Here is a 14,258-nt window from a genome sequence, read left to right as displayed (position 1 = left end):
TTGTAAAAAATATAAATCCGAGTAACTATTTTAATGTTTACCGTTCGTCTTATAAAGCTTTAAATCAATTAGCAATTATTTATGGCGCTGATCCAAGTTATTTCGACACCAATGGCAATTTAATAATTAATGATGGCGTCAATAGTTTCCTAAACGACGTCAAAACTGGTTTAATCGTTCCTTCAAACAATGATGCTAAATCTATTAACAGTATTGTTGAGCAAAAATCAAGATTGACCGAAGATAACTTAATTTTTGCTTCAAGTATTTCCTTTTCAAAAACTTCTCAAAAAGATTTATCAGACAATAATTTTTATGCAATCAAGGCAAAAATAGAATCAGCCGGAAATTTAATGTCGCTAGTAGCTGGCGCATCTAAACAAACACAAGAAGGTTCTAAAACCTCTTTTGGTGTAGCTTTTTCGCAATATATTAAAACCGAGTTTGAATTTGTCAAACATTGGGATTTAACACGTAAAAAAGTCCTGGCTGCTAGAGCATTTTGCGGGGTAGCCATTCCTTACGGAAACTCGAACAGCGTTCCTTTCTCCCGAAGTTATTTTGCCGGAGGAACAAACGACATAAGGGCATGGCAATCCTATGGTTTGGGGCCAGGAAAAACAGGCTCGATAAATGATTTTAATGAAGCCAATATGAAGCTGTTATTTAGCACAGAATTCCGTTTTAATATTTTTTTAAAGTTAAATGGAGCTCTTTTTGTCGACGCCGGAAATATTTGGAATGTGAGCGATATTGCAACAAATCCTGATGCTATTTTTTCGGGCTTGAAATCTTTAGAAAATATTGCAGTTGGTTCTGGATTTGGATTTAGGTATGACTTTAATTTTTTCGTAATCCGAATAGATTTAGGGTTTAAAACCTTCAATCCTGCCAATCCTGAAAATGAAAAATGGTTGAAAGAAATGCGTTTTGACAAATCCGTTTTAAATATTGGTATAAATTATCCTTTCTAAAATTAGAAATTATTATTTTTGTAGCCCAATCCCAAAACGTCGGATTGAGATTAACTTAGAAACAACACAATCAATGGCTCATAATATTAAACCCGGAGTAGCAACTGGAGATGAAGTTCAAGCAATTTTTGCTTACGCCAAAGCAAAAGGATTTGCCCTACCTGCGGTAAACGTAATAGGATCGAGCACTATTAATGGTGTTTTAGAGACTGCGGCTAAGCTAAACGCTCCGGTAATTATACAATTTTCAAATGGTGGCGCACAATTTAATGCCGGAAAAGGACTTTCAAATGTGGGCGAAAAAGCAGCAATTGCAGGTGGAATTGCGGGGGCAAAACACATTCATACCTTAGCTGAAGCTTATGGTGCAACCGTGATTCTGCATACTGACCATTGTGCTAAAAAATTATTACCATGGATTGATGGGTTGTTAGATGCCTCCGAAAAATATTTTGCCGAAACAGGAAAACCTTTGTATTCTTCTCACATGATTGATTTGTCTGAAGAGCCTTTAGAAGAAAACATTGAAATTTGTAAAATCTATTTGGCAAGAATGAGCAAAATGGGAATGACTTTAGAAATTGAATTGGGAATTACAGGAGGAGAAGAAGATGGCGTTGATAATTCAGATGTTGACAGTTCAAAACTATATACTCAGCCTTCAGAAGTATCCTATGCCTATGAAGAATTGTTGAAAATTTCACCCAGATTTACTATTGCCGCATCTTTTGGAAACGTACATGGAGTATACAAACCGGGTAATGTAAAATTGACTCCAAAAATCCTAAAAAATTCTCAGGATTATGTTCAAAATAAATTCAATACAGGTCACAATCCTGTAGATTTTGTTTTCCATGGTGGTTCCGGTTCTACAATAGAAGAAATTAGAGAAGCTATTGGTTATGGTGTAATTAAAATGAATATTGATACCGATTTACAGTTTGCATTTACTGAGGGAATTAGAGACTATATGTTGAATAAGATTGATTATTTAAGAACCCAAATCGGAAACCCAGACGGAGCAGATTCTCCAAACAAAAAACACTATGATCCAAGAAAATGGATACGCGAAGGCGAAGTGACTTTTAACAAAAGATTAGAACAGGCATTTGCTGATTTGAATAACGTTAACACATTATAATTAACAATTGATAATTGACAATTATTAAATATCCATTGTCAATTATCCATTATCCATTAAAATTATGGCTTGGTTTAAAAGGACAGAAAAAGGTATTACTACCGCAACCGAAGACAAAAAAGACGTTCCAAAAGGGCTTTGGTATAAATCGCCAACAGGTAAAATTATTGACCAAGACGAATTAGCTAGAAATCTTTGGGTTAGTCCTGAAGATGATTTTCATGTTAGAATTGGCAGTAAAGAATATTTTGAAATCTTGTTTGACAACAATGAATTCATAGAATTGGATGCTAAAATGACTTCCAAAGACCCATTGAGTTTTGTAGATACCAAAAAATACTCAGATAGATTAAAAGACGCTATCGACAAAACAGGATTGAAAGATGCTGTCAGGACAGGTGTTGGAAAATCAAAAGGAAAAGACTTAGTAGTTTGCTGTATGGATTTCGCTTTTATTGGAGGTTCTATGGGTGCTGTAGTAGGAGAAAAAATTGCTCGAGGTATTGACTATGCTATCAAACACAAAATTCCGTTTGTAATGATTTCAAAATCGGGTGGTGCTCGTATGATGGAAGCTGCTTATTCCTTAATGCAATTAGCAAAAACGTCAGCAAAATTGGCCCAATTAGCTGATGCTAAAATTCCTTACATTTCGCTTTGTACAGATCCAACAACCGGAGGAACAACCGCTTCTTATGCGATGCTTGGTGATGTTAACATTTCTGAACCTGGCGCTTTAATTGGTTTTGCTGGGCCAAGAGTTGTTCGTGATACTACCGGAAAAGATTTACCAGAAGGTTTCCAAACCGCTGAGTTTGTATTGGACCATGGCTTCCTTGACTTTATTGCACCAAGAAAAGAACTGAAAGACAAGATTAATTTATATCTCGATTTGATTTTAAATCAGGATATCAGATAACTATTTACCACAAAGGAAACAAAGAATAGAAAGACACAAAGTTTACGCTTTGTGTTTTTTTTAGGAATGAAGAAACTCTTGTCAATATAATTTATAAAAACTGAACACTGCGACAGCAAACTGAACACTCAATTACATCCCGCTTCTAATCGCTTCTACAGGATCTAATCTCGAGGCAGAAATAGCAGGCAGAATTCCGGCTAACAAACCTACTATCATAGACAGGCCAAAACCTATAAGAATATTCAGAAAACTTAAAACAAATTCAAATTCCAATACATTTGTGAGCAACATTGACAAAAGCCAAACTATCAGCAGTCCAATAATTCCACCTATTAAACATAGGATAATTGCTTCGAATAAAAATTGAAAAAGGATAAATTTATTTTTTGCGCCTAATGATTTTTGAATTCCTATTAAATTGGTTCTTTCTTTCACGGAAACAAACATAATATTAGCAATTCCGAAACCTCCAACTAAAAACGAAAAAAGACTTATAATAATTCCTCCGAATCGAATTTGGCTTATTAATCCGTCTAACAAATCGGTAAACCCTGAAAGCACACTGATAAAAAAGTTGTTAATATCACCTTCCTTTACACCTCTGAAAGATCGTAATTTTTGAGAGATTTCAGCTTTCAATTCGTCAATATCAATGTTTTTTTCAGGTTTTATTATTATCAAGGCAGATACTTTTGAGTTGTTATCGCCATAAATTCTTCTTAGAAAATTAGAAGGAAAAAAAGCAGAAACATCATCGCCTCCTCCAAATTCCAAAGTGGATTCACCTTTCTTTTTAGTAATGCCAATCACCGTAAACTGTTGCCCATACATACGAATCGATTTCCCAATTGGGTCAAGCTCACTAAAAAGCGATTTTGCTATTTCATGTCCAATCACTACCACTTGCTTTCCTGAATTGGATTCTGAATCATTAAAAAAACGCCCGGAGGAAAACTCCATTCGCTGGATATCTGTAAACTCAGAAGTTACGGGAACCATATTTACATTATCAACTGTATTAGCTTCAAATTTTAGAGTTTGGTTTAAAGTCATATACTGGTAACACAAATCTTCTACATTGTTCAACGAAGATTTTAAAAATTGGTATTCTTCATAACTGACTTTTGGAAATTGGTCCCTCTTCCATCTCGGAATATCACTTGGGCCAAAAGACCTATTGGTTAAATAAATCGTGTTTTTATCCAATGAACTCAAATCAGCTTTAATTTTTCTATCTAAAGAATCAACCGCTGCCAACACAGCAATGATGGAAAATATTCCAATAGTGACACCCAATAAAGAAAGCATCGTTCGCAATTTATTGATGCGTAGCGCATTCATAGCAAAAGTAAAACTTTCTTTGAGTAGTCTTAAATAAAGTAACATTAAGGTTGGTTTATGGTGTTATAAATTTTGATAAATATAATGAAAATCACCACTATTTTAAAGATTGCTTTATTGGTGTGGAAAAATAAAATATTGTTACACTTCTTACTTGAATTTTGCATTCAAAAAAACTACTTTTGTTCCTTATTCGAGGACGCTTTTGTCCGAACTGATCGAAGCTAAACACAACTACACAATGAGCACAACAAAAACCATCCAATCGGCTCTGATTTCAGTCTTTTCAAAAGACGGATTAGAACCGATAGTTCGCAAACTACACGAACAAAACGTAACAATTTATTCCACTGGTGGAACCGAAGAATTCATTAATGATTTAGGGATTCCGGTAGTTCCTGTTGAAGAAGTTACTTCCTACCCTTCTATACTTGGCGGCAGAGTAAAAACGTTGCATCCGAAAATTTTTGGAGGCATACTAAACCGTCAGGAGAATGAAACAGATGTACAACAAATGCGTGAATTTGAAATTCCACAACTCGATTTAGTAATAGTAGATTTATATCCGTTCGAAAAAACAGTGGCGTCAGGCGCAAGCGAAGCTGAAATCATTGAAAAAATTGATATCGGTGGGATTTCATTAATTCGGGCGGCAGCAAAGAATTTTAAAGACACCGTTATCGTAGCTTCAGTAAATGAGTATTCAACTTTACTAGATATTATTTCGGCACAAAACGGAAGCACAACATTAGAACAAAGAAAACTTTTGGCAACAAAGGCATTCCATGTTTCTTCACATTATGACACTGCAATTTTCAATTATTTTAATGAAGATGATACTTATTTCAAAACAAGTATTTCTGAAGGTCAGATTTTAAGGTATGGCGAAAACCCACATCAGAAAGGATTTTTCTTTGGCGAATTTGACAAAATGTTCAGCAAATTACACGGAAAAGAATTGTCATATAATAATTTGTTAGATGTTGATGCAGCGGTGAATTTAATTTTAGAATTCAAAAACAACGAACCGACTTTTGCCATTTTAAAACATAATAACGCCTGTGGATTAGCTACAAGAAGCACTATGGCAGCAGCATATTTAGCAGCTTTAGCAGGTGATCCAACTTCGGCTTTTGGTGGGGTTTTGATTGCTAATGGGAAAATAGATACAACTACAGCAAAAGAAATTAATTCACTTTTCTGCGAAGTGGTAATTGCGCCTGCATTTGATGAAGAAGCTGTTTCCATTTTATCTGAAAAGAAAAATAGGATTATTTTGGTGCAGTATGATGTTGAATTACCAAACAGTCAAGTGAGAACTTGTTTAAATGGATTATTAGTACAAGAAAGAAACAATATTACTGATGAAAAAGACCATTTAAAAGTGGTTACTAATTCGGCTCCAACCGCACAGGAAATAGACGATTTAATATTTGCTTCAAAAATTTGTAAAAATACCAAATCAAACACTATTGTATTTGCAAAAAATAGTACATTAGTAGCATCAGGAACCGGACAGACTTCAAGAGTAGATGCGTTAAAACAGGCAATTGAAAAAGCGACAACTTTTGGTTTTGATTTGAATGGTGCTGTGATGGCAAGCGATGCTTTTTTCCCTTTCCCGGATTGTGTTGAAATTGCTCATAATGCTGGAATTACTGCAGTTATTCAGCCTGGTGGTTCTATAAAAGATGAGTTGAGTATTAATTTTTGTAATGAAAATAAAGTTTCAATGGTATTTACCGGAACTCGTCATTTTAAACATTAATTTGTTTAACTTTGTATGTTAAATTTTTATAAACATTAACCCTAAATAAATCTATGGGATTTTTTGATTTCATGACTGAGGACATCGCCATCGACCTTGGTACCGCAAACACTCTGATAATACACAATGATAAAGTTGTAATTGACAGCCCGTCAATCGTTGCTAGAGACCGAATAACGGGAAAAATTATCGCTGTTGGTAAAGAAGCCAATATGATGCAGGGAAAGACACATGAAAATATAAAAACCATACGTCCTTTAAAAGATGGGGTTATTGCTGATTTTGATGCGTCAGAGAAAATGATTAGTATGTTCATCAAAAGCATACCGGCCTTAAAGAAAAAAATGTTTACACCAGCACTTAGAATGGTGGTTTGTATTCCATCCGGAATTACCGAAGTAGAAATGCGTGCCGTAAAAGAAAGTTGCGAGCGTGTAAACGGAAAAGAAGTATATCTTATTCACGAACCAATGGCTGCGGCAATTGGTATTGGTATCGATATTATGCAACCAAAAGGAAACATGATTGTAGACATTGGTGGAGGAACTACAGAAATTGCGGTTATTGCTTTAGGTGGAATTGTATGTGACAAATCTGTTAAGATTGCCGGTGACGTTTTCACTAATGACATTGTGTATTACATGAGAACGCAACACAACTTATTTGTAGGAGAAAGCACATCAGAAAAAATAAAGATTACTATTGGTGCTGCTACTGATGATTTAGAAACACCTCCAGATGATATGTCAGTTCAAGGAAGAGATTTATTGACTGGTAAACCAAAACAGGTTGAAGTTTCCTATAGAGAAATCGCAAAAGCTTTAGACAAATCGATACAACGTATTGAAGATGCGATTATGGAAACTTTATCGCAAACGCCGCCTGAATTAGCAGCCGATATATACAACACTGGTATTTATCTTGCAGGTGGAGGATCTATGTTGAGAGGATTAGACAAACGTATTTCTCAAAAAACAGATTTACCGGTATACATTGCAGAAGACCCTTTAAGAGCTGTTGTTCGTGGAACTGGAATGGCGCTTAAAAATATTCCGAAATTCAGAAGCATACTTATAAAATAGTTTTCAGTACTTCGTTTTCAGTATACAGTTTACATTTATATTTATACAGCTAAACCATGCAGCAAATAGTTAATTTTGTACTTAAAAACAGTAATCGCTTACTGTTTTTGCTGCTTTTGACACTATCTATTTCGCTGACAATTCAATCACATTCCTATCACAAAAGTAAAATCATAAGTTCGGCCAATTTCTTTACCGGCGGGATTTACGAAAGGATAAATAATATTGATGAATATTTTGGATTAAGAAAACAAAATGAAGAATTAGCTAAGGAGAATGCTCGTTTAAAATCGCTTTTATTTAATCTTAAAGACACTACTAAGCTCCCACAAATTGATTCTATCAAAGGAGTTAAGAAAACAGATATCATTATTTCCAAAGTAATTCATAACTCATATAGTATTCTTGAAAATTATATTACCATTAATAATGGTCAATCTTCAGGAATCAAACCTAATATGGGTGTAATTAACAGTGCTGGTATTGTCGGAATTGTAGACAAAACTTCGAAAAACTATTCCACCATCATCAGTGTTTTAAATGTGAAATCGCAAATCAATGCAAAAATCAAAAAATCAAATCACTTTGGTTCTTTAGTATGGAATGGCAAAAGTACCGGCTTTGTTCAATTGATAGATGTTCCAAGATTGGCCGGTGTTCGTAAGGGTGATACGATTGTAACAGGTGGTCAATCTATCATATTCCCTGAAAACATTGGTATTGGAACTATAGAAAAAGTATATATTGACAATGAAACCAATTACTATACTCTGGACATCAGACTATTCAATGACATGACCAACTTAGGACATGTATATATCATTAAAAATAAAGACACTGAAGAAATTATTAATTTAGAAAGTCAAAGTAAAAAAGATGAATAGTGCCTTATTAGGAAATATTACTCGTTTTATTTTGTTGCTTGCAGCTCAGATTCTGATATTCAATAGAATTGATCTTTTTGGCTTTATCAATCCGTTTCCTTATATCCTTTTTATAATTCTTTATCCCGTAAACGGAAACAAAAGTGGATTATTAGCAGCTAGTTTTTTGTTAGGATTACTAATGGATATGTTTTGGAATTCAGGTGGAGTTCATGCAGCTGCTTGTTTAGTACTTGCCTATTATAGACCTGCTATCTTTAAATTTTCTTTTGGTCTAAGTTATGAATATCAAACTGTTAGACTAAATGATGCACTAACACCAGAACGATTTTCATTTTTACTAATTGCTATCGTATTACATCACTTTGTGTTGTTTGTACTAGAAGTTTTTAAAGTAAGTTTCATTTGGGATATCTTGGTTCGAACTTTATTGAGTACCATTTTTACAATTATAACTTGTATTATCATTATCTATATTATTAAGCCAAGTAAGCGATGAGAAAGGTTTTGCTACCCACTATTATTTTTGTTGCTACTATTTTACTTGTTTTGCGTCTTTTTTACTTACAGGTAATTGATGATACGCTAAAATTAAAATCGGATAATAATGCCATTAAAATTGCTTATGATTATCCGGAGCGTGGTTATATCTATGATAGAAATGGGAAACTTCTAGTTGCCAATCAACCTTCCTATGACATTATGGTTATCCCAAAAGATGTCAAAGATTTAGACACAACAGAATTCTGTTCCTTATTAAAAATTACCAAAGAAGATTTTCTTAAAAAAATTGCTAAAGCTAAAGTTTACAGTCCTAGACTTCCTTCAGTTTTTCTATCTCAACTAAATAAAAAAGAATACGCTGCCTTTCAAGAAATTCAAAGAAAGTTTGTTGGCTTCTATATTCAAAAAAGATCTTTAAGAGATTATCAAGTGGCTTTTGGAGCTAATGTTTTTGGATTTATCACTCAAGTAAATGATAAAATCATTCAAAAAAACAAGTATTATAATTCCGGAGATTTAATTGGCAGACAAGGTGTTGAAGAAAGTTATGAAGATTTTTTACGCGGGATAAAAGGGGTAAAATATATTCAAAAGGATAAATACAATCGGGATATTGGCTCTTATAAAGAAGGGAGATTTGATACAATTGCTGTTCAGGGAAGCGACATTAATTTAAGTATTGATGCCGAACTTCAAAAATATGGAGAAGAATTAATGATTAACAAACGTGGTGGAATTGTAGCTATCGAACCAAAAACAGGTGAAATCTTAGCATTAGTAACTGCTCCATCTTATGATCCTGCAATTTTAGTTGGAAGACAGCGTTCTAAAAATTACACTACTTTATACAAAGATTCTATTGCAAAACCATTATATGACAGAGGTTTGTTAGCAGAATATCCTCCTGGATCACCATTTAAAATATTAACTGGATTGATTGGTTTACAAGAAAAAGTAATCGATGAACAAACTACTTTCATGTGTAATCATGGATTTAGTTATGCAAGAGGAAGGTTCATGAAATGCCATGGATCAGGACCTCATCAACTGCATAACGGAATTTATAATTCTTGTAATGCCTATTTTGGAAATGTGTACATGCGAATAATTAATAAGTATTTGAAACCGGAATCCGCGGTTAATATTTGGAGTAATCATGTGAAAAGTTTTGGATTAGGTCAATTTATGGGATACGATTTACCAACAGGGAAAAAAGGGAAAGTTCCAACGGGAAAAACTTATAATAGAATGTATCCTGGATGGCATTGGGATAGTAAAACCATTGTTTCCAACGCAATTGGTCAAGGGGAAGTTTTGATGACGCCTGTACAATTAGCAAATATGATGGCGGCAGTTGCCAATCGTGGTTATTATTACACGCCTCATATCATCAAAAAAATAAAAGGACATGTTATTGATAAAAAATTCACCACTAAACACGTAACTACTATTAATAAAAAATATTTTGAATCCATGATTAGTGGATTATTTGATGTTTATAATTTGGGGACAGCACATGGTTTAAATGTTGAAGGTATTGATATTTGTGGAAAAACAGGAACAGCAGAAAATTTTACCAAAGTAGATGGCAAAAGAGTACAATTAAAAGATCACTCTATTTTTGTAGCTTTTGCTCCCAAGGATAATCCGAAAATTGCTATTGCCATACTAGTAGAAAATGGTGGATTTGGAGCTACTATAGCAGGACCTATAGCCAGTTTAATGATTGAAAAATACATCAAACATAAAATAACACGCAAAGATTTAGAAACGAGAATTCTTGCAAAAGACTTACAACCCGAATATAACCGTTTTATTGCCAAACCCATAAAAGACACTTTGATAAATATCAAAGTTTCAATGCAGGAAAAAGTTAAAGTTACTGTGAAAGATACCAGTGAAATTAAAAAGAGAACTACTCTAAAACCTTAATTTCTCAAAAAATGAAAAATCAAAGTGTAACCAATAATCTAGACTGGATAAGCATAGTCATCTATTTCGCCTTAGTGATTATGGGTTGGCTAAATATCTATTCGTCTTCATTATCTTCAATTGAACAGGAAACTTCGATTTTTGACTTTAGTCAAATTTATGGGAAACAATTTATGTTTATCATCCTGACGATTCCACTAATTTTTATCGTTTTATCTGTTGAAGGAAAGTTCTACGAAAAATTTTCCAGTATCATATATGTAATCGGATTACTTTCTTTAGCGGGTTTATATGTATTTGGGAAAACCATAAAAGGTCAAGCCAATTGGTACTCTTTTGGTTCCTTTGGCATACAACCATCCGAATTTGTAAAAGTTGCAACTGCTATGGCTTTAGCCAAATATTTGAGTGATGTTCAAGTAAATCTGAAAGATTTAAATAGACAGATTCAAGCATTAGGAATACTTTTTCTGCCAATTTTGTTAATTGCTCCACATGATCCTGGAAGTGCCCTAATTTTTTGTGTCTTTATTTTGGTTTTATACAGAGAAGGTTTGCCTTCATGGTATGTTTTGACAGGATTTATTACCTTAATTTTATTTGTATTAGCATTAATTATAAAACCATTAATCCTAACTGTAATAGCTTTAGTTGTTATACTATTTGTTTATTATAGAAGTCGAATCATAAACAGAAATTGGATATTGAGTGCCTTAGTATTTGTGATGATTGGTGGTTTTGTCTTTTCAGTAGATTATGTTTTTGTAAATGTTTTTAAACAACATCATAGAGACCGATTTAATATTCTTTTAGGCAAAGAAGTCGATATGAAAGGTATTGGTTATAACACAAATCAATCTGAAATTGCAATTGGGTCTGGCGGTTGGTTTGGCAAAGGATATCTAGAAGGAACACAAACAAAAGGTGGTTTTGTGCCAGAACAACACACCGATTATATTTTTACAACAGTTGGCGAAGAATGGGGATTTTTAGGATGTCTTTTTATAATTGGTCTTTTCCTCTGTTTAATAATGCGGATTATCTATTTATCCGAAAGGCAAAAAACCAAATTCAGCCGAGTCTATGGGTATAGTGTTGCCGCTGTTCTGTTTATACACTTTTTTGTAAATATAGCCATGGTGGCAGGTATATTCCCTACCATTGGTGTTCCACTGCCATTTTTCTCATACGGAGGTTCCGGACTTTGGGGTTTTACCATATTACTTTTTATCTTCCTAAAAATGGATGCCAACAAAGTAAACGAGTGGTAATTTAAATAAATTACTTCTTTATTAGGTATTTAAAATTACGATTTAACAAGTTTTTCTTTTTTAACTTTTGATGTTAAACCTTTGGTATTTTCCAATTGTAAATCGTTTAGAATATGAATAGCTTCTTCAATATAAATGTCTTTTGACAAACTTTCATGCCATCTCTCACGTTTTTCTTTAAGCACTAAATCTTTGTTCATTTCATCAACTTCATAAGGAAGCGAATTAAAATCAAAATTGTTTTTATAGTCAACGATTGGCTTGTATTTTTTATTCTTTTCGTCTAATGCTTTTTGTTCCGCTTTGAATTTATCTATGTTTAAGCTATAAATGTTTTCTTTATTTCTTTCATCCAGCCATTTTGCATTATCATCAATCAGATTCAATTGAGCATTATTACTCATTCGTTCCTTGCTTTTAGAAATAGTTAAATCAAAATTGTTTTGTTTGTCCCACACTTTGTAATCAGCGGCATCAATCTTATCCCATGGCATGGCATTATCTATATCTCTTTCACCCATTTTTAGATAGGAATATCTATCTGGGATAGCGATATCACTTTTCACTCCTTCCAATTGAGTTGAGCCTCCATTTATTCTATAGAATTTTTGAGTTGTTGTTTTCAAAGCGCCCAAATCTCCGAAGGTATTACCGCGAACAAACTGATTTAAATCTATTACATTTTGTACGGTTCCTTTTCCGTATGATTGTTTGCTTCCAATAATTACACCTCGCTTGTAGTCTTGAATGGCTGCAGCTAAAATCTCTGAAGCCGAGGCTGAAAATTCATTAATCATTACTACCAACGGACCATCCCATTGTACTTTGGAGTCTCTATCATAAAGAACTTCCTTTTTACCCGCTGCCGATTTAATCTGAACAATTGGGCCTTGCTCAATAAACAATCCTGCAATATCAACGACAGTTTTTAAGGAACCTCCTCCATTATCTCTAACATCCATTACAATACCCTGAACGCCTGCTGCTTTTAATCTTTCAACTTCTTTAGCGACATCTTTTCCTGCATCGCGACTGTTCTGGTCATCAAAATCGATATAGAATTTTGGTAAATAAATTATTCCGTATTTAAAGCCGTCTTTTTCTACAATACTTGATTTTACATAGGTTTCTTCAATTTCAACCTCATCGCGAATAATTGTAATTACTTTAATCGAACCATCTGTTTTCTTTACAGTTAAACGAACTTCTGTCCCTTTTGGTCCTTTTATTTTTTTAACGACATCATCTAATCGCATGCCAACTACATCAACAGGTTCCGCATCTGCTTGAGCTACTTTTAAGACAATATCTCCAGCCTCAAGCTCTTTTCCTCGCCATGCCGGACCGCCAGAAATTAATTCTGTAATTTCTGTGAAATCATTTTTCTTTTGTAAACGAGCACCAATTCCTTCTAATTTTCCGCTCATGCTCACATCAAATTTTTCTTTATCATTTGGCGCAAAATAAGAAGTATGTGGATCAAAACGAGAAGCTATCGCATTTATATAAATCGAAAACCAATCCTCTCTATTCAAATCTTTAATGAAATTAAAGTTGTCATTCAAAGAATTTAATGTGCTTTCTCTAGTCTCCTTTTCTAATTGCTCATATGTTTTTGGCGCTTGATTTTTTCTTTTCTCAAAATCTGAAATAAATTTCTTTTCTGATTCAGGGCTTAGTTTGTCACCTTGAGTTTCTCTATACTCATTTAACCTTTGCTCTAAAGTTTTGCTTTTGTCTTTTACTAAATCCTCTTCTAATTTTTGTTTTTCAACTAAAGATGATAAAGTAGATAATTTAACTTGTAAACGCCATCTTTCCTTTAATTCTTGAATATTTTTCGAATATGGTAATTTCTCGTAATCAGTATTTATAGATTCTACTTTTTTGTAATCAAATGGATTTTCTAAAGCTAATTTATAATACGATTTGCTTTCTTCCATTCTTTTCATTAATCGAGTATAAGTCAAATCAAAAAAAGTCAAATCTTTACTTTTAATTTGGTCATCAATTTGAGTCTCATATTTGGCAAACTCATCCATATCTGATTGTAAGAAGAATCGTTTGGAAGGATCTAACGCATTCAAATAATCTTTATAAACCCCTTTTGAAAAAGCATCATCGATCATTGCAGGGCTATAATGTCCTTTTTCAATTACAAACGTCAATAATTCTATCAACATTTTATCTTTCTCAGGATCAGAAGATTTTTCTCTTGGTATAAAACTCCATAAACCTATACATAACGCTATTATTACAATTAGTATTTTGTAGTTCCTTCTCATAAATTGAATTATTTTATTCATTAATTATTTGGTCTAAAGTAAACAAAAAAATAGGCTTAGAATTTCTTGTCTAGATAAATTTTTGTTAAAATCATTAAAGTGTATTACATAAAATTGGTAACATTTTTCAAAGTTATAAAAATGTAGCTGTTTA

Annotated in this window: 11 protein-coding genes; 9 read left to right on the top strand and 2 right to left on the bottom strand. The window is 33.3% G+C overall.

The features are described from left to right. From ACOYLP_RS01235 to accD, 3 genes are all read left to right on the top strand, one after another. The coding region (locus ACOYLP_RS01235; RefSeq protein WP_422854351.1) for a BamA/TamA family outer membrane protein at positions 1-974 on the top strand (974 nt) is incomplete at its 5' end. 73 nt (positions 975-1,047) lie between these two features. Further along, positions 1,048-2,115, top strand: coding sequence for a class II fructose-bisphosphate aldolase (gene fbaA / locus ACOYLP_RS01230; protein ID WP_422854350.1), 1,068 nt, complete (start codon positions 1,048-1,050; stop codon positions 2,113-2,115). Positions 2,116-2,179: 64 nt separating this feature from the next. Further along, a complete protein-coding gene (accD, locus tag ACOYLP_RS01225) occupies positions 2,180-3,034 on the top strand; it encodes an acetyl-CoA carboxylase, carboxyltransferase subunit beta (RefSeq protein ID WP_422854349.1) in 855 nt (284 codons plus the stop codon). A gap of 132 nt (positions 3,035-3,166) precedes the next feature. Here accD and ACOYLP_RS01220 read toward each other — a convergent pair whose 3' ends face one another. Further along, positions 3,167-4,423, bottom strand: a complete 1,257-nt coding sequence (locus ACOYLP_RS01220) for an ABC transporter permease (RefSeq protein ID WP_422854348.1) — start codon at positions 4,421-4,423, stop codon at positions 3,167-3,169. 196 nt (positions 4,424-4,619) lie between these two features. On the opposite strand from ACOYLP_RS01220, the gene purH reads away from it, so the two are divergent. The 6 genes from purH to rodA are packed head-to-tail and all read left to right on the top strand — an operon-like array spanning position 4,620 to position 11,819. Then, the gene (gene purH, locus ACOYLP_RS01215) at positions 4,620-6,146 is read left to right on the top strand and encodes a bifunctional phosphoribosylaminoimidazolecarboxamide formyltransferase/IMP cyclohydrolase (protein WP_422854347.1); all 1,527 of its coding nucleotides are present in this window, start codon (positions 4,620-4,622) and stop codon (positions 6,144-6,146) included. Positions 6,147-6,199: 53 nt separating this feature from the next. Further along, complete coding sequence (locus tag ACOYLP_RS01210; protein WP_422854346.1) at positions 6,200-7,228, top strand: rod shape-determining protein; 1,029 nt, start codon at positions 6,200-6,202, stop codon at positions 7,226-7,228. A 56-nt stretch (positions 7,229-7,284) separates the two neighbouring features. Continuing rightward, a complete protein-coding gene (mreC, locus tag ACOYLP_RS01205; RefSeq protein WP_422854345.1) occupies positions 7,285-8,112 on the top strand; it encodes a rod shape-determining protein MreC in 828 nt (275 codons plus the stop codon). Beyond that, positions 8,105-8,611, top strand: a complete 507-nt coding sequence (locus ACOYLP_RS01200) for a rod shape-determining protein MreD (protein WP_422854344.1) — start codon at positions 8,105-8,107, stop codon at positions 8,609-8,611. The genes mreC and ACOYLP_RS01200 overlap by 8 nt, the downstream gene beginning before the upstream one ends. Then, a complete protein-coding gene (gene mrdA, locus ACOYLP_RS01195; RefSeq protein ID WP_422854343.1) occupies positions 8,608-10,548 on the top strand; it encodes a penicillin-binding protein 2 in 1,941 nt (646 codons plus the stop codon). Before ACOYLP_RS01200 ends, mrdA begins: the two co-directional genes overlap by 4 nt. 11 nt (positions 10,549-10,559) lie before the next feature. Then, the gene (rodA, locus tag ACOYLP_RS01190) at positions 10,560-11,819 is read left to right on the top strand and encodes a rod shape-determining protein RodA (RefSeq protein WP_422854342.1); all 1,260 of its coding nucleotides are present in this window, start codon (positions 10,560-10,562) and stop codon (positions 11,817-11,819) included. A 35-nt stretch (positions 11,820-11,854) separates the two neighbouring features. On the opposite strand, the gene ACOYLP_RS01185 is transcribed toward rodA, so the two are convergent. Continuing rightward, entirely contained in the window at positions 11,855-14,125 is a 2,271-nt protein-coding gene (locus ACOYLP_RS01185) for a carboxy terminal-processing peptidase (RefSeq protein WP_422854341.1), read from the bottom strand. Positions 14,126-14,258 lie beyond the last annotated feature (133 nt).

It is taken from the genome of Flavobacterium sp. (genome assembly GCF_049318325.1).
Classification (GTDB): Bacteria; Bacteroidota; Bacteroidia; order Flavobacteriales; family Flavobacteriaceae; genus Flavobacterium.
This window is presented reverse-complemented; position numbering and strand designations above follow the sequence as displayed.

What these genes read in the sequence shown, in the direction of transcription:
- ACOYLP_RS01210 (WP_422854346.1), top strand. Translation starts at nt 6,200, where the DNA reads ATGGGATTTTTTGATTTCATGACTGAGGACATCGCCATCGACCTTGGT.
- rodA (WP_422854342.1), top strand. Translation starts at nt 10,560, where the DNA reads ATGAAAAATCAAAGTGTAACCAATAATCTAGACTGGATAAGCATAGTC.
- fbaA (WP_422854350.1), top strand. Translation starts at nt 1,048, where the DNA reads ATGGCTCATAATATTAAACCCGGAGTAGCAACTGGAGATGAAGTTCAA.
- ACOYLP_RS01200 (WP_422854344.1), top strand. Translation starts at nt 8,105, where the DNA reads ATGAATAGTGCCTTATTAGGAAATATTACTCGTTTTATTTTGTTGCTT.
- ACOYLP_RS01220 (WP_422854348.1), bottom strand. Translation starts at nt 4,423, where the DNA reads ATGTTACTTTATTTAAGACTACTCAAAGAAAGTTTTACTTTTGCTATG.
- mreC (WP_422854345.1), top strand. Translation starts at nt 7,285, where the DNA reads ATGCAGCAAATAGTTAATTTTGTACTTAAAAACAGTAATCGCTTACTG.
- accD (WP_422854349.1), top strand. Translation starts at nt 2,180, where the DNA reads ATGGCTTGGTTTAAAAGGACAGAAAAAGGTATTACTACCGCAACCGAA.
- ACOYLP_RS01185 (WP_422854341.1), bottom strand. Translation starts at nt 14,125, where the DNA reads ATGAATAAAATAATTCAATTTATGAGAAGGAACTACAAAATACTAATT.
- purH (WP_422854347.1), top strand. Translation starts at nt 4,620, where the DNA reads ATGAGCACAACAAAAACCATCCAATCGGCTCTGATTTCAGTCTTTTCA.
- mrdA (WP_422854343.1), top strand. Translation starts at nt 8,608, where the DNA reads ATGAGAAAGGTTTTGCTACCCACTATTATTTTTGTTGCTACTATTTTA.